Origin of the sequence: Micromonospora maritima, assembly GCF_902825405.1 — a bacterium.
Classification (GTDB): domain Bacteria; phylum Actinomycetota; class Actinomycetes; order Mycobacteriales; family Micromonosporaceae; genus Micromonospora; species Micromonospora maritima.
In genome coordinates this window covers 1-21,124 of record NZ_CADEAU010000018.1, presented here as the reverse complement: position 1 = coordinate 21,124, position 21,124 = coordinate 1, and the positions used below count along the sequence as shown (strand labels likewise).

Annotated in this window: 19 protein-coding genes and 1 pseudogene; 14 read left to right on the top strand and 6 right to left on the bottom strand. The window is 73.2% G+C overall.

Annotation, left to right across the window (positions count from 1 at the left end; translation table 11 throughout):
• The first annotated feature begins 54 nt into the window (after positions 1-54).
• From HUW36_RS04245 to HUW36_RS04235, 3 genes are read left to right on the top strand one after another with little or no spacing between them, the layout of a single operon-like run.
• The gene (locus HUW36_RS04245) at positions 55-2,013 is read left to right on the top strand and encodes a hypothetical protein (protein ID WP_174526893.1); all 1,959 of its coding nucleotides are present in this window, start codon (positions 55-57) and stop codon (positions 2,011-2,013) included.
• 59 nt (positions 2,014-2,072) lie between these two features.
• The gene (locus HUW36_RS04240; RefSeq protein ID WP_174526892.1) at positions 2,073-3,458 is read left to right on the top strand and encodes an FAD-binding oxidoreductase; all 1,386 of its coding nucleotides are present in this window, start codon (positions 2,073-2,075) and stop codon (positions 3,456-3,458) included.
• A complete protein-coding gene (locus HUW36_RS04235; RefSeq protein ID WP_174526891.1) occupies positions 3,455-4,564 on the top strand; it encodes a (Fe-S)-binding protein in 1,110 nt (369 codons plus the stop codon). Before HUW36_RS04240 ends, HUW36_RS04235 begins: the two co-directional genes overlap by 4 nt.
• 330 nt (positions 4,565-4,894) lie before the next feature.
• Here the strand turns inward: HUW36_RS04235 and HUW36_RS04230 are convergent, their stop codons facing one another.
• Positions 4,895-5,227 carry a YciI family protein gene (locus tag HUW36_RS04230; RefSeq protein WP_174526890.1) on the bottom strand — a complete coding sequence of 111 codons (333 nt, stop codon included), beginning with the start codon at positions 5,225-5,227 and terminating at the stop codon, positions 4,895-4,897.
• 583 nt (positions 5,228-5,810) lie between these two features.
• Between HUW36_RS04230 and HUW36_RS04225 the strand changes: the two genes are divergently transcribed.
• From HUW36_RS04225 to HUW36_RS04205, 5 genes and pseudogenes are all read left to right on the top strand, one after another.
• Complete coding sequence (locus tag HUW36_RS04225; RefSeq protein ID WP_174526889.1) at positions 5,811-6,872, top strand: hypothetical protein; 1,062 nt, start codon at positions 5,811-5,813, stop codon at positions 6,870-6,872.
• Between the two features lie 26 nt (positions 6,873-6,898).
• Positions 6,899-7,330 (top strand): hypothetical protein, encoded by a 432-nt coding sequence (locus HUW36_RS04220; protein WP_174526888.1) that lies wholly within the window; start codon positions 6,899-6,901, stop codon positions 7,328-7,330.
• Between the two features lie 171 nt (positions 7,331-7,501).
• Entirely contained in the window at positions 7,502-8,416 is a 915-nt protein-coding gene (bla, locus tag HUW36_RS04215) for a class A beta-lactamase (protein WP_174526887.1), read from the top strand.
• Positions 8,417-8,484: 68 nt separating this feature from the next.
• Positions 8,485-10,635: pseudogene (locus tag HUW36_RS04210) on the top strand (transglycosylase domain-containing protein); the annotation flags it as partial.
• 126 nt (positions 10,636-10,761) lie between these two features.
• A complete protein-coding gene (locus HUW36_RS04205) occupies positions 10,762-11,676 on the top strand; it encodes a CPBP family intramembrane glutamic endopeptidase (RefSeq protein ID WP_174526885.1) in 915 nt (304 codons plus the stop codon).
• On the opposite strand, the gene HUW36_RS04200 is transcribed toward HUW36_RS04205, so the two are convergent.
• The 4 genes from HUW36_RS04200 to HUW36_RS04185 all read right to left on the bottom strand — a co-directional run bounded on the left by HUW36_RS04200 (position 11,673) and on the right by HUW36_RS04185 (position 15,278).
• Positions 11,673-12,593 carry a serine hydrolase gene (locus tag HUW36_RS04200; protein ID WP_174526902.1) on the bottom strand — a complete coding sequence of 307 codons (921 nt, stop codon included), beginning with the start codon at positions 12,591-12,593 and terminating at the stop codon, positions 11,673-11,675. The genes HUW36_RS04205 and HUW36_RS04200 overlap by 4 nt on opposite strands.
• Positions 12,590-13,462 carry a LysR family transcriptional regulator gene (locus tag HUW36_RS04195; RefSeq protein WP_174526884.1) on the bottom strand — a complete coding sequence of 291 codons (873 nt, stop codon included), beginning with the start codon at positions 13,460-13,462 and terminating at the stop codon, positions 12,590-12,592. The genes HUW36_RS04200 and HUW36_RS04195 overlap by 4 nt, the downstream gene beginning before the upstream one ends.
• Before the next feature lie 65 nt (positions 13,463-13,527).
• Positions 13,528-14,130 carry a response regulator transcription factor gene (locus HUW36_RS04190; RefSeq protein ID WP_174526883.1) on the bottom strand — a complete coding sequence of 201 codons (603 nt, stop codon included), beginning with the start codon at positions 14,128-14,130 and terminating at the stop codon, positions 13,528-13,530.
• Positions 14,127-15,278, bottom strand: coding sequence for a sensor histidine kinase (locus HUW36_RS04185; RefSeq protein ID WP_174526882.1), 1,152 nt, complete (start codon positions 15,276-15,278; stop codon positions 14,127-14,129). The genes HUW36_RS04190 and HUW36_RS04185 overlap by 4 nt, the downstream gene beginning before the upstream one ends.
• A 107-nt stretch (positions 15,279-15,385) precedes the next feature.
• On the opposite strand from HUW36_RS04185, the gene HUW36_RS04180 reads away from it, so the two are divergent.
• The 4 genes from HUW36_RS04180 to HUW36_RS04165 all read left to right on the top strand — a co-directional run bounded on the left by HUW36_RS04180 (position 15,386) and on the right by HUW36_RS04165 (position 18,023).
• On the top strand, positions 15,386-16,267 hold the full coding sequence (locus tag HUW36_RS04180) for an ABC transporter ATP-binding protein (protein ID WP_174526881.1): 882 nt from the start codon (positions 15,386-15,388) through the stop codon (positions 16,265-16,267).
• Between the two features lie 29 nt (positions 16,268-16,296).
• On the top strand, positions 16,297-17,013 hold the full coding sequence (locus tag HUW36_RS04175) for an ABC transporter permease (protein WP_217428769.1): 717 nt from the start codon (positions 16,297-16,299) through the stop codon (positions 17,011-17,013).
• On the top strand, positions 17,010-17,690 hold the full coding sequence (locus HUW36_RS04170; protein ID WP_174526879.1) for a GOLPH3/VPS74 family protein: 681 nt from the start codon (positions 17,010-17,012) through the stop codon (positions 17,688-17,690). Before HUW36_RS04175 ends, HUW36_RS04170 begins: the two co-directional genes overlap by 4 nt.
• A gap of 117 nt (positions 17,691-17,807) precedes the next feature.
• Entirely contained in the window at positions 17,808-18,023 is a 216-nt protein-coding gene (locus HUW36_RS04165) for a hypothetical protein (RefSeq protein ID WP_174526878.1), read from the top strand.
• Positions 18,024-18,044: 21 nt separating this feature from the next.
• On the opposite strand, the gene HUW36_RS04160 is transcribed toward HUW36_RS04165, so the two are convergent.
• The gene (locus HUW36_RS04160; RefSeq protein WP_174526877.1) at positions 18,045-19,502 is read right to left on the bottom strand and encodes an SDR family oxidoreductase; all 1,458 of its coding nucleotides are present in this window, start codon (positions 19,500-19,502) and stop codon (positions 18,045-18,047) included.
• A gap of 252 nt (positions 19,503-19,754) precedes the next feature.
• On the opposite strand from HUW36_RS04160, the gene HUW36_RS04155 reads away from it, so the two are divergent.
• Together HUW36_RS04155 and HUW36_RS04150 are read left to right on the top strand one after the other, a co-directional pair.
• The gene (locus HUW36_RS04155; protein ID WP_174526901.1) at positions 19,755-20,621 is read left to right on the top strand and encodes a glycosyltransferase; all 867 of its coding nucleotides are present in this window, start codon (positions 19,755-19,757) and stop codon (positions 20,619-20,621) included.
• A gap of 144 nt (positions 20,622-20,765) precedes the next feature.
• Entirely contained in the window at positions 20,766-21,080 is a 315-nt protein-coding gene (locus HUW36_RS04150) for a hypothetical protein (RefSeq protein ID WP_174526876.1), read from the top strand.
• The last annotated feature ends 44 nt before the right edge of the window (positions 21,081-21,124 follow it).

Here is a 21,124-nt window from a genome sequence, read left to right as displayed (position 1 = left end):
GCCCGGCAACACCCGTACCACCGTCCGAGTCCGTCCCCTCCCGGAGGTACCACCGTGTTCCGACGCACACCGTTGCACCTCGTCCTGATCACCGCGCTGGTCGGCGCCACCGTCACGGTGCCGGCCAGCCCCGCCTTCGCGGCCGACCTCAACGACACCTTCGACACCACCGCCGTCGGCGCCGTCCCGGCCGGCTGGACCACCGCCGGTGGCGGCACCGCCGTCGCCGCCGACGTGCCCGGCACCGTCGACCGCAGCCTGCGCCTCACCGACACCTCCACCACCGCCGGGACCAGCGCCACCCGGTCGTACGGCGCCACCACGGCGACCGTGGTGGCCAACGCCCGGCTGCGCGCCGCGCAGACCACGGCCGTGGTCGGCCTGCACCTCGACGGCCCGGCCGGGCACACCGTCACCGTCGCCCTCGACGGCTCCGGCCGCCTCTACACCTACAACGGCGCCACCCGCGTCGACCTCGGCGCCTACACCGCCAACCGCTGGTACGACGTGCGGATCGTGGCCCGGCCGGGCACCGCCACCGCCAGCGTCTGGGTCGACGGCCAGCGCCGCGCCACCAACCTGGCGTTCCGGGTGCCGAGCACCAGCCTGGCCACGGTGCAGGTGGGGATCTCCGGCCCCGACACCGGCACGGCCTGGGTGGACGACGTGCGGACCCGGTTCGAGCCGAACCCGGTGAGCTGGCCGCAGATCGGCACGGTCGCGCCCCGCAGCGCCGGCCAGATCGGCACCTCCAAACTGATCGTCGGCGCGGAGACCCTGGACCGCGACTACACCGACTACCAGTCGTACAAGGGCTACCTCGGGCCGCTGGGCGCGACCCGGGCCCGCTTCCAGGCCGGCTGGGCCAAGACGGAGAAGGTCAAGGGCAGCTACGACTGGGCCTGGCTGGACGCCATCGTCGACGACTCCGTCTCGCGCGGGGTGCGGCCGTGGTTGCAGACCTCCTACGGCAACCCCGTCTACGCCGGCGGCGGTGGCGCCGGCCTGGGCGGGCAGGTGCCCAGCTCGGCCGAGGCCCTGGCCGCCTGGGACGCCTGGGTCAGCGCGTTGGCCGCCCGCTACGCCGACCGGGTCACCGAGTGGGAGATCTGGAACGAGCCCAACCTCGGCGGAGTGGACCCGATCGTCTACGCCGACTTCTTCATCCGCACCGCCACCCGGATCCGGGCCGTGCAGCCGGGCGCGGTGATCTTCTGCTGCACCCTGGCCGGGGTCGAGCGCTCGTACGCGGACACGGTCCTCACCCGGATCCGGGACCTGGGCAAGCTCGGTCTGGTGAACGGCGTCACCTACCACCCGTACAACGCCAACCCGGACGCCTCCTACGAGCAGGTGCGGCTGCTGCGGCAGACGGTGGACCAGTTCTCCACCGGCATCGTCCTGCGGCAGGGGGAGAACGGCGCGCCCAGCCGGCCGGACAGCTTCGGCGCCCTCGGCGAGCTGAGCTGGACCGAGCTGGCCCAGGCCAAGTGGATGCTCCGCCGCACCCTGGCCGACCTCGGCCGGGACATCAGCACCAGCGTGTTCAGCATCGCCGACCTCAACTACCCGTCCAAGGTGAACTCCAAGGGCCTGGTGCGCACCGGCTCCGACAAGAAGGTCCGGTACGCCAAGCCGTCGTACTACGCCATCCAGAACGTCGCCGCGCTCGTCGACGCGACGATGACCCCGATCATCGGGTACGCCGTCACCGACGACACCACCGACGCCGTCGCCGTGCAGGCGTTCCGCAAGGCCGGCACCGGCCGGCAGGCGGTGGCGCTGTGGTTCAACGGCGCCACCCCCGGCGACGACAACACCCGCACCCCGGTCACGGTGACGTTCGGCGCCGGCAACTTCGCCGACCCGGTCTACGTCGACGTGCGCACCGGCGCGGTGTTCGACATCCCCGCCGGCAACTGGTCGGTCAACGGCAGCTCGTACACCTTCACCGGGGTGCCGCTGTACGACTCGCCCATCCTGATCGCCGACCGGTCGGTCGTCGGTCTCTGACCCGCGCCCGGCCCCCGTCCGGCCCGTCCGGACGGGGGCCGGTCCTCGAAGGACCAGCCGTGACCCTCTCCGTCCCGCTCCTCGCCGAGCTGCGCGGCATCGTCGGCGCGCCCCGGGTGCACGACGCCGACGGTGACCTGGTGGCGTACTCCCGGGACGCCACCCCGCTGTTCACCCATGCCCCGGATGCCGTCGTGTTCCCGGCCGACACCGCCGAGGTGGCCGCGGTGCTCGCCTGGGCGACCCGGCACCGGGTCCCGGTGGTGCCCCGCGGCGCCGGCTCCAACCTCTGCGCGGCGACCGTGCCGCTGCGCGGTGGCGTCGTGCTGGTGCTCACCCGGCTCGACCGGATCCTGGAGGTCAGCGCGGACGAGCTGCTGGCCCGGGTGCAACCCGGCGTCACCGCCGCCGCGCTCGCCGACGCCGCCGCCGCGCGCGGCCTGCTCTGGGCGCCCGACCCGGGCAGCCGGACGGTCGCCACCGTCGGCGGCACCATCGCCACCTGCGCCGGCGGGCTGCGCGGCCTGAAGTACGGGGTGACCCGCAACCACGTCCTCGGGCTGGAGGCGGTGCTGCCCACCGGCGAGGTGATCCGCACCGGCGGCCGGCTGTGGAAGGACGTGGCCGGCTACGACCTGACCCGGCTGCTCACCGGTTCCGAGGGCACCCTCGCGGTGCTCACCGAAGCGACCGTGGCGTTGCTGCCCGCGCCCGAGTCCGGCAACACCGGCGTGGCCTACTTCCGTACCCTCGCCGACGCCGGCGCGGCCGTCGCCGCGGTCATCCGCGCCGGTGTCCTGCCAGCGACCCTGGAGTTCCTCGACCGAGCCTGCATCGACGCCGTCGAGGACTTCGCCCACCTCGGGCTGCGCGCCGACGCCGGCGGGCTGCTGCTGTTCGGCGACGACGGACCGCCGGACCTCGTCGCTCGGCACCTGGACCGGATCGGCACGGCCTGTGTCGACGCCGGAGCGATCGAGGTCACCACCGCCCGCGCGGTGGCCCAGGCCGAGGCGCTGCTCGCCGCCCGCCGCTGCACGCTGCCGGCGCTGTCCCGCCGGGGCGGGGTGACCATCCTGGAGGACGCCACCGTGCCCCGCCCGCGCATCGCCGACATGGTGGACCGGATCGAGGCGATCGCCGCCCGCCACGACGTGCGGATCGCCACCTTCGGCCACGCCGGCGACGGCAACCTGCACCCGACCTGCGTGCTCGACTCCACCGAGGACACCGACGAGGTGCGTCGGGCCGAAGCGGCCTTCGCCGACATCTTCGCCGCCGCCCTCGACCTCGGCGGCACCATCACCGGCGAGCACGGGGTGGGTGCGGCGAAGCTGCCGTTCCTTGGCGCGCGGCTCGGTGCCGACCACCTGGCCCTGCTGCGCCGGATCAAGGCCGCCTTCGACCCGGCCGGCATCCTCAACCCCGGAAAGCTGGGCTCATGACCGGTGACGTCTTTCACCCCGAGCAGCTGTCCCGCTGCATCTCCTGCGGTTTCTGCCTGCCGGCCTGCCCCACCTACGCGCTGACCGGTGACGAGGCGTCCTCACCCCGGGGCCGGATCACGCTGATGCGCGCGTTGCAGGACGGGGTGCTCCCGCCCGACGACGCGACCCTGGCGGAGCAGGCGTCGTCCTGCCTGGGTTGCCGGGCCTGCGAGCCGGTCTGTCCGGCCGGGGTGGAGTACGGCAGCCTGCTGGAACAGTGGCGCGTCCACCAGTGGCGGGGTCGGCGCCGACCGGTGCCGGCCCGCCTGCTGATGCTGGTCGCCGAGCGCCGCCGGCTGCTGCGCCTGCTCGGCCTGCTCCGCCGGGCCGCCGCCGGTGCGTCCCCTTCGGCCGAGGTGCCGACCTCCGCTCCGTCAGCGGACGGTGCTCCCCGTGCGGCGGGTGTGCAGCTCCTGCTGGGCTGCTTCGAACGCGGCCTCTTCCCTGCGGTCAGCCGGGCGGCCCAGGTCCTCGACCCGGCCCTGACCGCGCCCGCCGCGCAGGGCTGCTGCGGCGCCCTGCACGCGCACAACGGCGACCTGGCCGGCGGGGAGCGGATGGCGCACCGGCTCGGCGCGGAGCTGCCCGGCACCATCGTCACCACCTCCGGCGGGTGCGCCGCCCACCTCGCCGCCGTGCTGGGGCGGGACCGGGTACGCGAGCTGTCGCAGTGGCTCACGGGACGGGCGCCGGCCGGCGAGCTGCGGGTCGACGGCCGGCGGGCACGGGTGACCCTGCAGGACTCCTGCCACCTGCGCAACGGGCTGGGCGTGTACGCCGAACCCCGGGCCCTGCTGCGGTCGGTCGCCCACTACGTGGAGTTGCCCTCGGCCGCGACCTGCTGTGGCGCGGCCGGCACGTACTCCCTGTTGCGGCCCCGGGAGTCGCGCCGCATCCTGGCCGCCAAGATCGACGAGATCGAAGCGGCCGGTGTCGACTACGTGGTCACCGTCAACCCCGGCTGCCTGCGGCAGCTACGGACCGGTCTGCGCCGGCGCCGTTCCACGGTCCGCGCCGTCCACCTCGCCGAGCTGCTGGTCCGGGTCACGTCACCATCCGGGTGACGGCTCCCGGGCGGCCGGGCGCCTTCCTGCACGGCGAGGTCGCGACTCACCGCCGGAGTCGCCAGTCCCTGAGCAGCGGGTTGGGGCTCCGGACCGGTTGCCTGGCTCCTGGTTTGCCCGGAGACCGTCTCCGCGCGCACCGAGCCGGCACAGCGGCCGTCCGGACCTGCCGCAGTGCGCGCGCCCGGCCACTGTCGTTCCGGAGCGCCTCGACGGCGGCGAGAGCGTGAGGAAAGCGTCGGGCTCTTCGTCGGCCAGCTCTCGGTAGAGTCCGCTTCGCGGGCCGGCGACGTCGGCTCACGCCGATGAGCGGGCGGGCCTGGTCGACGCCTACGACGCCTCCTGCAACGGCCACACCTCGACCACGCCGTGCGCGACGGCGCAAGGCGTACGCGACGCGATGGCGATGGCCTCGTCCAACGTGGCCGCTTCGATGATGGCGAAACCGGCTACGGGAAGCGCGGAAGCCATGAAAGGCCCGTCCGTCGTGGTCACCCCGGCCGCATCGTGGTTCCGCACCAGCACGGGCCGGCCGGCGATGCCCATGTCGATCCCGTCCTGGCGCAGTCGGGCGTCATACGCGTGGGCCGCGTCGCGTACGGCTGCGTCGGTCCGGTCGTAACCCGCCTGGTCGCCGTACCCGATGGTCATGAACTTCGCCACAGCAACTCCTCACGTGGGGCGGCGACCGGCAGGGCCGTGCCCGCCCCTGAATCATCGCCCCGCAGGACGGGTCCGCACATCGACTGGCCGGTGGCGCCGGGGGTGCACCACCGTCGCCCCGGTCGGGTAGCTTCGCCGGGTGCTCGACCAGACGGTGCGACCCGGTGACGTCGCCGTGATGAGGTTGTCCGACGGCGGATTCGGGGCGTGTCAGGTCACCGGCGTCGACGGCCGTGTGACCTCGGCATATGCGCTGCGCTGGCACTCGATGGAGCGGCCGAGTCTGGACGAGTTGCGTGGCGTCGAACCGCTGAGGCTCGACCATCACGCCCACGACGGGCGCCGTGCTCACGTGTCGATCGGCGGCTGGCACGCGGTGCCGCCGGGATTCGCGTGGATCGGCAACCTGCCCGTTCCCGAGGGTGTGCCGGCGTCGTCGAACACGTACTCGGGTTGGCAGTCACTTGCCGACGACGTGGTCAGGCAGCGCCGCTGGGACCGGGAGCTACCACCGGCGGCGAAGGCCGCCTACCGTGCGGCCGCCACTCGCGGTGAGGTCGACGTCGACTTCGGCGCCGGGACGGTGACCCTCGGCGCGGCCATCCCGCGACTGCTGGACCTGAGCGGTGCGGGGTCGATGCGGGTGCCTGCCTCCGGGCCGGTGCGATGGTCCGCTCTCGATCAGCTGCCCCGCTGCACGGCGTTGACCTGGACCGGCCCGGAGCGGGGTCTCGCCCGCGCGTTGGCAGACCACCCGATCGTCTCGTCACTGACCTGGCGGGACGCCCCGCCGGTCGTGGATCTGGCCGAGACCGGTCTGCAGCACCTGTCGCTGTCCGGTGCGGAGCTTCGCGAGGTGCGGTTGCCCCGTGGGTTGCGCGGCCTTGAGCTGGTGGCGGCGGACCCGGGCCCGGACGTGTACGCGGCGGACGGCGGTCGATGGCTTCGTCTCGTCCTGACCGGTGCTGATGCGCACACGATGGTCCCCACCGGCCTGCACGGTGTCCGAGAGGTCGCCCTGGACGGTGGCGGCACCATGTCCATCGGTGCCGTCCGGGAACTGACAGAGCTGGAGAGCGTCCGGATCCACTGGCGCAAGCCACCGGGACAGCTGATCGACGCCGCCGTTCTGGCCGGTCTGACCCGTCTCGCGGTCATCGAGCTTGTCGATGGCTACGGCCTGGACGCGGACACACTGCCTGAGCTGCCCTCGCTGACGCAGCTGAGCATCAGCGGTCTACGCCGCTCGATCGTGTCCGCCCTGAAGGCCCGCTACCGCGGCACCGGAATGCGCCTGGTCGTCAAGGGCGCGAAGCCCGACACGTGGCTGGCCGCCAACCTGAACAACCCGTTCCGGGACTGGGTCGACGACGACGCCCGAGGTGGGGCCGCCGCCTGCAGGGCATACGCCGGCGCGGTCCGCACCCTTGACAAGCTTCCGCAGGACCGTGATCGGCGAGCCGACGAAGCTGAAGCGGCTCTGCGCACCCTGGTCGAGGCGCTCCACACGATCGACCGGAAATACGCGATCATCGACACGGTGCGCCGGGAGGAGGCCTCCGACGCGTTCGTGGAACTCGCCACCCGGGCTGATCTCCCCGCGCATCTGGCCGACCAGTGGTTCGACGAGTGGCGCGACTTCTGACCGACTCCGTGCGGCCCGGTGCCCGCGTGAGCGCGGCGGCCGCGGCCGCCGGCGATGCCGGGGCACGGGTGTACGACGAGCTCAAGTGCGTGAACCTCGCCTCGGTGTGGGGCAACTTCCGGGCCGCCGGAGCGCGGTTCGTCGTCGTGGCAGCCGTCGTCGAGAGCACCGTCCAGCGGCAGCGGTACGCGGAGAGCCTCGCGGGCTGTGACCTGGTCGTGGTCGGGTTGACCGCTGACGTCGACACGATTCGTGGCCGGCTGCGCCGACGGGACACGGGACCACGGCTCGAACGCCACCTGCGGGCGCTGGCCCAGCCTGCGTCCGTTCCGGTCGAGCCCGCCGTCGCGGACTTCACGATCACGAACGACGGCACCCCCGCGAGGGTCGCCGCGGACATTCTCACCCACCTGGGGTGGGCGGACGAGCCCGGCCGGGACGACGTCGATCCCGCCTGACCTGCGGGACGACGTCCCCGGACCGGGGCCGCCGCACAGCCACGGCGATGCCGGATCGGCATGAACACCCCCGATTCCGTCTTCGACCGCATGCCCGATCGCTGCGAGGGTCGAGTCCTGCCCGACCGGCGCTTCCGGCGCCGGGCGCACGACACCCACGAAGGAGTGATCATGGTGCTCGCGTCACACCGGCTGGTGGCCGCGGCGGCAGCGGTGGCCCTCGCCGCCTGCAGTCCCGCCGACGCCGTCGATGCCGCCGCACAGCCGACGCCGGACCGGCCGACGACCGCCGCCGCGTCCGCCGCCGCCGACCGGGACGGCGAGTTCCGGCGCCTGGAGGAGACGTTCGACGCGCGGCTGGGGGTGTACGCGATCGACACCGGCACCGGCGCGAGCGTCAGCTACCGGGCCGACGAGCGGTTCGCGTACGCCTCGACCTTCAAGGCGTTGGCCGCCGCGGAGGTCCTCGACGAGACCACGGACGCCGAGCTGGACCGGGTGGTGCGGTACTCGGCGGACGACCTGGTCACCTACTCGCCGATCACCGAGCGGCACGTCGCCGACGGCATGACGCTGCGCGCGATCGCCGACGCGGCCGTGCGCTACAGCGACAACACCGCCGGCAACCTGCTGCTGCGTCGGCTCGGCGGACCGCAGAAGTTCGAGAAGGAGCTGCGCGGCGTCGGCGACAAGGTCACCGACCCGGCGCGGTACGAGACCGCGCTCAACGAGGCGCGCCCGGGTGACCGGCGGGACACCAGCACCGCGCGGGCCCTGGCTCAGGACCTGCGGGCGTACGCCGTCGGCGACGCCCTCGACCCCGCGGACCGTGACATCCTCAACGGCTGGCTGCGGGGCAACACCACGGGCGGCGAACTGATCCGCGCCGGGGTGCCCGACGGCTGGGTCGTCGGAGACAAGACCGGTTCCGGCGGCTACGGCACCCGCAACGACATCGCGGTGATCTGGCCGCCGGACCGGGCGCCGATCGTGCTCGCGGTGCTGTCCAGCCGCGACCAGAAGGACGCCGACTACGACAACGCCCTGATCGCGCGGGCGGCCGAGGTCGCGATCGCCGCACTGTGACGGCGGGCGTCCCACCGGGGCACGGCACCGCCGACCGAGCGGCACCAAGGGATCGAGGTTCGACCAGAATGCAGATGCGCTTCCGTACGTTGTGGACCAGGACCGTCTCGCTGATCGTCTGTGGCCTGCTGGCCGGCGTGGTGGTCGCGGCAGTCGTCTTCCCCCCGGTGGCGCTGTCCGGCCTGGGGGCGAAGGCCGGGGCGGAGGCGTTCGGCGCGTTGCCGAGCGAGTTGTCGGTGACCCGGGCGCCGCAGATCAGCTACCTGTTCGCCGCCGACGGCCGGACCCCGCTGGCGACCATGTACGACGAGAACCGTCGGGACGTCCCGCTGGCCCAGGTCGCGCCGGTGATGCGCCAGGCGATCGTCGCCGCCGAGGACCACGACTTCTACCGGCACAACGGGATCGACCTCAAGGGGGTCGGGCGCGCCTTCGTCAACAACTCCGCCGGCGCCGCGGACCGGCAGGGCGCCTCGACGCTGACCATGCAGTACGTGCGGCTCGCCCTCGCGTACTCGGCGGACCATCCGGCCGACGTGGTCGCGGCGACGGAGGACACCAGCGCCCGCAAGCTGCGCGAGATGCGGTACGCGCTGCGGGTCGACCGGGAGTTCACCAAGGACGAGATCCTGGAGCGCTACCTGAACATCGCCTTCTTCGGCAACGGCGCGTACGGCGTCCACGCCGCCAGTCAGGTCTACTTCGGCAAGCCGCCGGGCCGGCTCACGGTCGCGGAGGCGGCCCTGCTGGCCGGCATGGTCAAGGCGCCCACCACCAACGACCCGACCAGCCGCGGCGGCCGTCCGTTGGCGCTGGACCGGCGCAACTACGTGCTCGACAACATGGTCACGACCGGCGCCCTCACCCGGGCGCAGGCCGATGCCGCGAAGGCGGCCCCGCTCGTGGTCCGGGACACGCGTCCGCCGAACGGGTGCGTCTCCGTCGGCGAGAGGCGCTGGGGCTTCTTCTGCGACTACTTCTACCGCTGGTGGATGTCCCGGGAGGAGTTCGGCGCCACCGCGTACGACCGGGAGCGGCGGCTGCGGGGCGGCGGCTACCGGGTCGTCACCACCCTCGACGCCCGGGCGCAGCGCGGCGCCGACCAGGCCGTCCGCAGGGCCAAGGCCGAGACCGCCGCGGAGGCCGCCATGGTCGCCGTGGTGGAACCCGGCACCGGCCGCGTCCGGGCCCTGGCCGTGAACCGCACCTTCGCGCTCGACGACCCGAGGAACCCGACCAACGAGCCGCACAGCGACCCGGCGCAGCGGGCGAAGGGAGCGTCGGGCACCTATCCCCGCACCGTCAACCCGTTGCTCACCGGCGGGGACGGCATCACCGGGTACCAGGCCGGGTCGACCTTCAAGATCTTCACCGTCGTCGCCGCCCTGGAGAAGGGCATCCCGCTCGGCCACACCATCGACGCGCCGCAGCGGTTCCGGTCGACGTACGTCGTCGATCGCGCCAGCCCCACCGCGTGTCCCGGCACCTCCCGCTACTGCCCCACGAACTCGGACAAGAAGGCCGGTGGCGTACTGACCATGTGGAGCGCGTTCGCCCGGTCGACGAACACCTACTTCGTCCCGCTGCAACAGCGGATCGGCGCGGAGAACGTGGTCGACGTGGCCGAGCGGCTCGGCATCCGGTTCCGGGTCGACCGGGAGCAACGGTGGGCCGCCGACCGGGAGGCCGCCCACGACTGGGGCGCCTTCACCCTGGGCGTCTCCGCCACGACCCCGCTGGAGCTGGCGAACGCGTACGCGACCCTGGCCGCGGACGGCACCTGGTGTGAGCCGACTCCGGTGCAGGAGATCCGGGGCCCGGACGGCAGGACGTCGGACGTCGCGCGGCCGCGGTGCGAGAAGCGGGTGAGCACCGGGGTGGCCCGCGCCGCCGTCGACGTCGCCCGCTGCCCCGTCGGCGACGACTCCGCCACCAGCCGGTGCGGCGCCAGCCGTACGGCCGCGCGGGTGAAGGCCGCGGTGGACGCGCCGGTCGCCGGCAAGACCGGCACCACCGACGCGGAGAACTACGCCTCCATGGTCGCGATGACCAGGCAGTACGCGGTGGCCGGCATCATGACCGACCCGGACTGGCCGCAGACCACCGTCAGGATGGGGCACCAGCGGCGCGACGGCATCAACCCGCCGGTCTACGAGAGCCTGGCGGCGGCGATGGAGGGCAGGCCCCGCGTCGACTTCCCACCCCCACCGGCGGAACTCGCCAGGTGACGCCGTCCCCGTCTCCTGCCTCGCCGAATGTCACGGTGCGATGGTGACGCGGTGACACTGCCCGCACCGTCCGGCGAGCGCTGCAATGGGCATGTCACGCCACCCGAGAGGAACCCCATGCACGCCCCACGAACCGCCGGACGGCCCGCCGTCGACAGCTCCCGACCCTTCGGGGCGCACCTGCGCATGAGCTGGTGGAAGCCGCTCGTGGTCATCCTCGTGCCGCCGCTGGTGATGCTGGCCCTCCAGGTCCTGCTCTATCAGGTCGTGGGCGTCGTCGAGGGCAGCGACGATCCGATGTCCCCGACCATGACGCCGTTGAAGTCCCTGGCCGTCAACCTCAGCATCGGCGCGTCGGGCGTCGTGGCGGTCCTGCTCCTGGCGCGGATCGCCCGGGTGCCGTGGCGCAGCCTGATCAGCTCACCCCGGGCCTTCGACGCCCGCCGCCTGACGTACTACCTCGTCGGAGCCGCGCTGCTCGTCGGCGCGGGGATCGGCGTCGTGGCGCTGGTGGCGCCGGACTCGCCGGGCTGGACCGCCTTCGGGATCACCGGCACCACGATCGGCCTGTTGGCGGTCACCGTGCTGAGCACGCCGCTGCAGTCCGCCGGCGAGGAGCTGCTGTGGCGCAGTGCCGTACTGCCGGCCGCCGCGTCCTGGGTGCGTGCGGTCCGGCCGGCGTTGGCCGTCGGGCTCGTCGTGTCCAGCCTGGGCTTCGCCGTGCTCCACGGGTCGAGCGACCCCTGGCTGTTCGGTTACTTCACCTTCATCGGCCTCTGCACCGGCCTGATGGCGATCGTGAGCAGCGGCATCGAGGCGCCTGTCGCCTTCCACGTCGCCAACAACGTCCTGTTCGGGATCGTCAGCACGGTGATGGCCGGCGGCGAGCCCTACGCGATCGACCGCGCCACCGACTCCGGCGACGCGTCCCTGCTGATCCTGGCGGCCGTCAACATCGCCATGGTGCTGCTGGTGTGGTCGCACGAGCGGCGGACCCGAACCCGTCGCGGACCAGCGCGTGTCCGGGTCTAGCCCCACCAGGGCAGGGTGCCCGTGCGCAGGTGGTCGTGCAGGGAGCGGGCGACCTGTGCCATCGTCGCCTCGCTGCCGGGCTGGGCGACGGCGGGCACCCGGGACGCGGTGAGCGCGGCGACCGCGTACGACTGCCCGTCGGCGTGGTCCACCACCCCCACCTCGTGGCGCAGGTGCAGCAGGGTGCCGGTCTTGGACGACCAGCGGGAGGCGTCGGAGGTGAAGTCGGGCGCGAGCCGCTGCCGGTGCAGGTTGTCGCCCATCAGGGCGCGCACCCGCGCGGCGGTGGGCTGCGGGATCACCGACGGCCGCCAGAGGGCGTGCAGCAGGTCGACGTAGGCCCGCGCCGACCCGGTGTTGGCGCGGGTGACGTCGAGCTGGGCGACCGGGTGCCCCTGCCCGGGGGTGGCCGCGCCGATGGCGAGGGAGTGGGCCAGGTGCGCGTCGTCGGGGCCGAGACGTTCCGCCGGCGTGTCGGCGAGGTCGCCCGCCCGGTGTCGGACGGCGATGCCGTCGACGCGCAGTCGCCGCAGCTCGGCGGCGACCGCGGCCGGCGGAACGAGGTCGAACAGGGCGTCGGCGGCGACGCTGTCGCTGATGCAGGTGCTCAGGTAGAGCAGGTCGTCCACGGCTATCCGGGCCGGGTGACGGAAGCGGCTCAGACCGGTCGGACCGGGGGCGGCGATCCGACCGGGGGTGACGTCGACAGGCATCGCCGGATCGAGTTCGCCACGGGCGATCCGCTCCAGCACGGCGACCGCCAACGGCACCTTCACCAGCGACGCCGACGGATACCGGGTGTCCGTGTCGAAGCCGATCTCCTCGCCGGTGTCGAGGTTGCGGACCAGGAAGGCGCCGTGCAGTCCCGCCTCGTCGAGCAGCTCGCGCGCGTGGCGCACGACGGTGGTGGCGCTCATGTCGTCGCGCCCAGGCATCGCGCCACGTCCGGGTGCAGAACCGTCCTCAGCTGTTCGAGGTCCTCGCGGAGGCCGGCGGCGACGTCGTAGCCCCGGACGAGTCGCGGGTCGGCGAGGGGGCACCAGTGCAGCCCGAAGTCCTCGGCCTGCTGGCGGGAGCAGAGCAGCAGGTCGGGTGAGCTCAGCGCCGTCGCCGCGGCGTCGATGAGGGACGGCGCGACGGTGACCTGGGCCGGCGCCAGCCCGACCGACTGGCCGGCACGGGTCAGCGGGTCCCGCAGGTGGGCGACGTCGTCCTCCGGCTGGATGAGGATGCGCCGTCGTGCCTGCGTGCGCGCTCGGCCGCTGCGCAGCGTCTCCAGGAACACCGTCGACGCCGGGAAGGGGGTCCGCGCGGCCAGCCCGAGCGGTACCCGCCAGGAGGCCGCCGCCTCCGGGACCGCCAGGATCCCGGCGCCGACCTCCAGCGTCTGGCAGAGCCTGTCGCGTTCCTGCGGGCCGGCCGGCCGTACCTCCAGGTGGAGGCGATGACGCCGGCTCGCGACCACCAGGGCGGCGAGGCGGTGTGCCGGGCAGGTCTCGGGTACGGCGACCCGGAGCGGGCGCAGCCGGGCGCGCTCGGCGTCGTCGGCCATCGCGTCGGCGAGATCGACCAGGCGACGCGCGGTGGGCAGCATGTCCTGCCCGAACGACGTCAACCGGACCGCCCGGGACGACCTGTCGAACAGCCGCGCCCCGAAGTGGTCCTCCAGGGCGGCGATGCGGCGACTGGCGACCGACTGGGGGATGCCCGCCGCGGCGGCGCCGGAGGTGAAACTGCCGTGCCCGCTGACGGCGACGAAGGCTCGGCAGGCAGCGACCACATCCATCCACCGAACCTATACCTGGAACGCATGGAACTGACGACGGGAGGCCGGACGAGGATCGTCCACCGTCACAGCCAGTCGTGTTCGCGGGCGTACCGGGCCGCGTCGTGGCGGGTCCGGGTCTGGGTCTTGCGCATGGCGTTGGAGAGGTAGTTGCGGACGGTTCCCGGCGCGAGATGCAGGCGGGCGGCGATGTCGACGACCGAGTAGCCCTCGCCGGTGACGCGGAGGACGTCGGCTTCGCGGTCGGTGAGAGGGGAGTCGTCGGTGACGGCGAGCGCGGACACGTCCGGGTCGATCCAGCGCTTGCCGGCGTGCAGGGTGGCGATGACGGAGGTGATGTGCGCCGGCTCGGCGGACTTGCTGATGAAGCCCTGGACGCCGAGTTTCAGGGCCTTGCGGAGCACGCCGGGGCGGGCGTGCCGGGTCAGCATGAGGATCACCTGCTCGGGTCGCGTCCGGCGGATCTCGGCGACCGCGCCCAGGCCGTCCACGCCGGGCATCTCCAGGTCGATGACCAGGACGTCGGGCCGGTGCCGCAGGGTGGCCGCGACGGCCGTCGCGCCGTCCTGCGCCTCGGCGAGAACGGTGATGTCGCCCTCCAGGGGCAGCAGCGCGGCGAGGGCCGTGCGGAGCAGCACCTCGTCGTCGGCGAGCACGATCGTCGTCATCGACGGTCCTCCCTACGGGCCGGTGGGTCCAGCGCACCACGGGCCGGCGGGAACGTCGCGGCCGTCCGGAAGCGCCCCTCGTGCTGTTCCACGATCAGCTGACCGCCGTCACCCGCCACCCGCTGCCGCAGCGCGGACAGTCCCCTGAGCCGCGGTGGGGTGTCGCCGGTCGCGCCGTCGTTGACGATGGTGATGCCCGACCCGGCGAGGGTGATCTGCACCTGGCTGGCCTGCGCGTGACGCAGGATGTTGGTGGTGGTCTCGCGCAGCACCTGCCCGAGCAGTTCGCTGACGCGGGCGTCGACCTCGGCCTCCCGGGTCACCCGCACCCGGATGCCGGCGGCCTCGAACAGGTTCTTCGCGTTCTCGATCTCGGCGGTGAGGTTGAGTCGCCGTTGGGCGTACGCGAGTTCCTTGGTCTGCGTGATGGTGTCGCTGACCAGGGCGTACGTCTCGTGCAGTTCCTTCTCGGCCCGCTCGGTGTCGCGGCGTAGCAGCCGCTGCGCCAGGGCGATCTTCAGCTTGACCACGTGCAGGGTGTGGCCCTGGATGTCGTGCAGGTCGCTGGCGAACCGCACGCGCTCCCGGACGACGGCCAGTTCCGCCGCGCGTTCCCGGGTCTGTTCGAGTTCCCGGATGAGGTCGTAGAACCGCTCGCCCACGATGGTGAAGACCGTCACGAGGACGGTGAGCACGGTCGGGACCAGGACGTAGGTGAGCAGGACGTGACCGATGTCGTCCCGCTGCACCAGCAGCCGTGCCGCGCCGACGGCGGCCACGTAGGAGAACAGCAGGGCCATCGCCGCCCGGCGTCGCCGGACCTCCCGCAGGGCGAGGGACCCCACGGCGCAGACCCCCCAGTAGGCGTTGGGGCTGCCGGTCACCAGGACCCCCAGCGGCCACACCGCCGCCCCGACGAGCACGCACGGCAGCGCCACCCGGGCCAGGTCGTTGGCCGTCCACCGTTCGAAGGCCACCACGGCCGCCACGGCCCCCGGCACGAGGACGACCAGGTGCCACCAGGTACGCGCGTCGGTGTAGAGGAGAACCGCGGCGGCGAACACCACGGGCGGTAGTGACGTGACGAGATTGAGCCGGCGCAGCCTTCCCTGCGTCGACTCGGTGAAGCGGGGAGCGCTCGCGGTCACCGCACCAGTATCCGGCAGCCGCGGGCGACGACCAGTGACACCGTGTCACATGCGGTGGTGACGTGGCGCCACTGACCGGTCGGCGTCGGCCGCGCTGTGATGGGTGCATGTCCACCACACCCGTCATCGAGGTCGACCGGCTGAACCTGACCTACGGTGACTTCCACGCCGTCAAGGACCTCTCCTTCGAGGTACGGCCCGGAGAGCTGTACGCGCTGCTCGGCACCAACGGCGCCGGCAAGACCTCGACCCTGGAGGTCGTCGAGGGACACCGCCGGCCCGCCTCCGGGACCGTGCGCGTCTTCGGCCACAGCCCGCGCGACCGCCGGGTGGTCCGTCCCCGGATGGGCGTCATGCTCCAGGAGAGCGGTTTCTCACCGGACCTCACGGTGCGTGAGTCCGTCCGGCTCGTCGGCCGGCTCACCCGGCGCAGCGACGACGTCGACCGGGTGCTCGACCTCGTCGACCTCACCGGACGGGCCGGCCGCAAGGTGTCACAGCTCTCCGGTGGCGAGAAGCGGCGGCTGGACTTCGCCACCGCCGTCTACGGGACCCCGGAGCTGATCTTCCTGGACGAGCCGACCACGGGCCTGGACATCCAGTCCCGCGACGCCGTCTGGGCGACCGTCGACCGGCTCCGCGAGAACGGCGCCACCATCGTGCTCACCACCCACTACCTGGAGGAGGCGCAGCAGCGCGCCGACCGCATCGGACTGATGCACCAGGGCACCCTGCACCGCGAGGGCACCGTGGCCGAGCTGACCCGCACCCTGCCGGCCGTCATCCGCTTCTCCCTCCCGGTCGGGGCACCGGCCCTGCCGCTGCGGGCCGTGCCCGACGCCGAGGGGAAGGTCGTCGTCGAGACCTTCGGGCTCCAGCACGACCTGCACGTCCTGCTCCGGTGGGCGCAGGACCACGCCGTCGAGCTGCAGGGCCTGGAGGCCGGGCCGACCCGTCTCGACGACGTCTTCCGCGCCATCAGCAACTGACCCGCGACCGCGACAGGAGTTCCACGGTGTTGTCCATCGCCACAGGCGAACTGATCCAGATCTTCCGCAACCGGCTCGTCCTGATCACCAGCCTCATCATCCCGGTGGTCGTCAGCGCGTTCTTCATCCGACAGCACGAGACCTACGCCGCCCTCGGCAGCCTCGGCTACATCGCCGCGATCGTGATGTTCACGATCACCGCGTTCGGGCTCTACGCCACCGCCGTCACCACGCTGGCCTCCCGGCGGCAGAACCTCTTCCTCAAGCGACTGCGCTCCACCGCCGAAGGCGACGCCGGCATCCTCGCCGGCCTGCTGCTGCCCGTACTCGTCCTCGCCGTGGTGCAGCTGACCGTCATCCTGACCGTCCTGGCCGTGGTCACCGGCGCACCGGCGAACGTCGCGCTGCTGGTCGTGGCGGTCCTTGCGACCCTGGCCATGATGGTCGGCCTGGCCCTGGCCACGGCTGGGCTGACGAACTCACCGGAACACGCACAGGTCACCACGCTGCCCGTCACCCTCGGGGTGATCGCCGTGGCCACCTGGGTCGGCATCTCCGGCACCGAGAACCTCGCCTGGCTCAAGCGCCTGCTGCCCGGCGGCGCGGCCACCGAACTGACCATGAACGCCTGGAACGGCGGGGTCGCCGTGACCGACTCCCTGCTCCTGCTCGCGCCCACGCTCGGCTGGGTCGTCGTCGCCGTCGCCCTCGCCACCCGCCTGTTCCGCTGGGAGCCCCGCCGATGACCACCGGACCCCGGTCGGACGCCCCGACCCTCGTCGAGGATCTCCTGCTGCTCCTGTTCCAGCCCGCGTCCGGGACGATCGCGGGGGAGAACACCCTCTTCTACGTCCTCGGTGGGGCGGTCCTCGCCGACCTGGCCCTCGGCGACCACCTGACCACGGGGGACCGGGGGCGGGTCGGCGGCGTGGCGGGTCACCCGCCGGCGGACGACCTTCTCCGCCCGGCGTGGACCTACCTCGCCGAGAAGCCGAGGGGAGTGCAGACCGCACTGGCGGCGATCGGTCCCGCCCTGCGCGAGCCGGTGCTGGAACGGCTCGTCGCCCGCGGCGACATCGACGAGGAGCCGCGTAGGGTGCTGGGCCTGTTCCGGACGACGGCCCTGCGCGAGGGCCGGACCGAACGACGGTCCCGCCTGCTCGCCGACGTTCGGCGGGTCCTCGTGGACGGTGCGGAGCCGGCGGCCCGGGTCGCCGCGCTCGCGGCGCTGCTGTCGGCGAGCGGGACACTTCCGCAGTTCGACCGCGAGATCCCGTGGACGTCGGAGGTGATCACGCGGGCCAAGGCGCTCGAGCGCGGCGACTGGGGCGCCGACGCTGCTGCGCAGGCCGTGACCCGCACCGTGACCGCCACTGTCGTCAACAGCGTCGTCGTGGCCATCACCGTGCTCCCGCGAGGCTAGGGTCCGTTTCATGAGAACGGGCCGGCCTGCGGCGGCCGGACGTACCGGATCTCCGGTCCGGAGGCACTGTCGTTGCCGCGCACCGCGGAACTGCTCTCCGCCGCGGCGGGACGCCCCGTGACCCACCGCGACGTGACGGTCGAGGAGGCCGTCGCCGGACTCGAGGGCTTCGAACGGGACCTCTCCGCCCTGACGTTGGAGCGGGTGTGCGCCGGCGGCTTCGCGGAGGTGACCGACACCGTCGAGCGCGTCACCGGACGGCCGGCGCGTACGCTGCGGAGCTTCCTCTGCGACAGCGGGCCGGCACTGCGGCGCGGGGGCCGCCGCGGCTGACGGTGAGGTCGCGCGCGCCGATCACCAGGCGCAGGGCGCGTAGTCCTTCAGGAAGCAGCCGTACAGGTCTTCGCCCTGTTCGCCGCGGACGATCGGGTCGTAGACCCGGGCCGCGCCGTCCACCAGGTCCAGCGGGGCGTGGAAGCCGGCGTCCGCCAGCCGCATCTTCGTCGGGTGGGGCCGTTCGTCGGTGATCCAGCCGGTGTCGACGCTCGTCATGAGGATGCCGTCGGCCAGCATCTCCTGGGCGCTGGTGCGGGTCAGCATGTTCAGCGCGGCCTTGGCCATGTTGGTGTGCGGGTGCCCCGGCCCCTTGTAGCCGCGGGCGAACTGGCCCTCCATCGCCGACACGTTCACCACGTACTTGCGGCGGGCGGTGGCGGCGGCCATCGCCGGTCGTAGTCGGCTGACCAGCACGAACGGCGCGGTCACGTTGCACAGCTGCACCTCGAGCAGTTCGACCGGGTCCACCTCGTGCACCCGCTGCACCCAGCTGTTGACCGGTTCGAGGTCCGGCACCAGACCGCCGGCGTCGATGGCGGTCGCCGCCGCGATCCGCTCCGGCGAGGCGGAGCCGCCGGTCAGCGCCAGCGCGGTGAGCGCGTGCGGGGTCAGCGCCGGGCGCGGCCCGGCGGTCAGGCTGCCCGCCGGGTCGCTCCGGCCGGTCGACGAGGCGAACGTGACGATCTCCGGCAGCGGACCGTCCGGCAGCGCCGCCGCCTCCGCGGCCAGGAGTGGCGCGTACGCCCCGGGCGTGCGACGGACGGTCTGCGCGGCGTTGTTGATCAGGATGTCGAGCGGTCCCTGGTCGCTGACCGAGTCGGCGAGGGCGATCACCTGGGCGGGATCGCGCAGGTCGATGCCGACGACCCGCAGCCGGTGCAGCCAGTCCGCGCTGTCGGGCATCGCGGCGAACCGGCGGACCGCGTCGTGCGGGAACCGCGTGGTCACCGTCGTGTGCGCGCCGTCGCGCAGCAGCCGCAGCGCGATGTACATGCCGATCTTCGCCCGGCCGCCGGTGAGCAGCGCGCGCCGGCCGGTCAGGTCGGTGCGGGCGTCGCGGCGCTCCCGGTTCAGCGCGGCACAGGGCGGACAGAGCTGGTGGTAGAAGGCGTCCACCTCGCGGTAGCGCTGCTTGCAGACGTAACAGCCACGCGGGTTGTGCAGGAAGCCGGCCGTGGCGCCGACGGTGGGGGAGGCCAGCGGGATGCCCTGGGTCTCGTCGTCGATCCGCCCGGGGGCGCCGGTGGCGGTGGCCGCCGTCACCGCCCGGTCGGCCGCCACGACGGCGTTGCGGCGTTCCTCGCGTCGCCGCTGCTTGATCACCTTGTAGAGCCTCGCGGTGGCCCGTTGCACCCGCACCACGTCGGGGTGGTCGGGAGGCAGGTCCTCCAACGCCTCGAAGACGCTCAGGCAGGTCTCCAGCCGATCGCGGTCAATGCCGTTCTGGCCGTTCTCGGTGCTCTTGTCCGCCGTCATGCCGCCGCTGTCTCATTCCGTTCCCCGCACCGGATCCACCCGGGCCGCCCCACGTCCGACCCGGAACTGTACGCACCGCACGGCCGCCGCCGCATCCCGCGTCGGCCCGCCGGCCCGGGACGTCGGGGCGAACCTCGCCCGGGGGGACGAACGGCGCATCTCCCTCCCGGACGGGCCGGGGCGGAAGCGGCCACGTCGAGGTGTGCGGGCCCGTGACCGGGTTGGTTGTCATCCCCTTCTGCATCGTTGTAAATTTGCGTACGTCCATGTTCGACGGAGGAGGTAGTTCTGGACTGCGCACTGGCCTTCGATGCCACCTACGCCCCCCACGCCGCCGTCGTGGTGTCCACTGTGGTTGCCCACATGCCGGCCGAACCGTTGCGGTTCTGGTTCGCCGCCGGCGACGACGTCACCGAGCGGAGCCGGGCCGCCCTCACCCGGGCGGCCGGGCACGCCACCGTCTCCTTCCTGACGGTGGACCCACCCCCGATCCGCCTGCCCGGCTCCCGCGAACCCCACCTGAGCTACCTTTCGGCCGCCATGTACCTGCGGCTGCTGATCCCGCACGCCCTGCCGCCGGACGTCCACCGGTTGGTCTATCTCGACTCGGACGTGCTCTGCACCGGCTCGCTCGCGGAACTGCGTGACCTCGACCTGGCCGGCGCGCCACTGGGCGCGGTCCGGGACGCGTTCACCCGCCGGCTCATCGACACCGGCGGCCTGCCGGGCATCTACGGCCCCTACCACGACCTCGACGCCCAGGCCCCGTACCTGAACTCCGGGGTGCTGCTCATCGACGTGCCGCGGTGGAAGGCGCTCGACGTCACCGCCAAGGCGCTCGACTACGTCGCCCGCCACGCGGACGAGTCGCGCTTCCCGGACCAGGACGCCCTCAACCACGCCGTCTACGGGCGGTGGACACGGATGCCCAAGCGCTGGAACCACATGATGGCGTGGCGACTCGATCCGCGCGTCGGCGGGAACGTCACCGACGCGTCCGTCATCCACTTCGCCGGCCCGGTGAAGCCGTGGCAGCCGGAGTTCCCCGACGGCGTGTACCGACAGATGTACTGGCGACACCGCCGCCGTACCGACTTGGTCACCGCCCGGCACAGGTGACCCGGCCCGCGGCGGCCGGGTCACCTGTCGCCGCGGGTCCCGCCCGGGCGGTCTCGCGCCAGTACCGGGGTGCCCCGGTACTGGCGCAACGGTCGGCGCCGTCGCGCCAGGAGTGCCGGCGCGGCGCGGCGATAGGCTTGCGGAGTGGAGTCCGGCACCGCGGGAGCGAGGCTGATCCTGCTGCTCGGGCCGGTGGCCGTGGCCGCCGTCGGCGCGTTCACCGGCGAGGTGCTCGGCTACGGTTTCGCGTTCGCCTGGGTCGTGCACTTCGCGCTGATGGCCTGGATCGCCGCCTGGATGCGCCGGGCGCAGCCGCGGTTGTCGGGCCGCTACTGGCGGCCCCGGCCGTGGGAGTCGACGCTCTACCGCCTCCTCGGCGTCCGGGTGTACGCGCAGGCGCTGCGCCGGGTGGGGTGGGACCGGGGGCTCCCGGTCGCCTCGCGGGCCCGAGCCGGCTGAGCGGCGACGTACCGCCCGGCCCGCTTCCCGCCGGCACCGCCCTG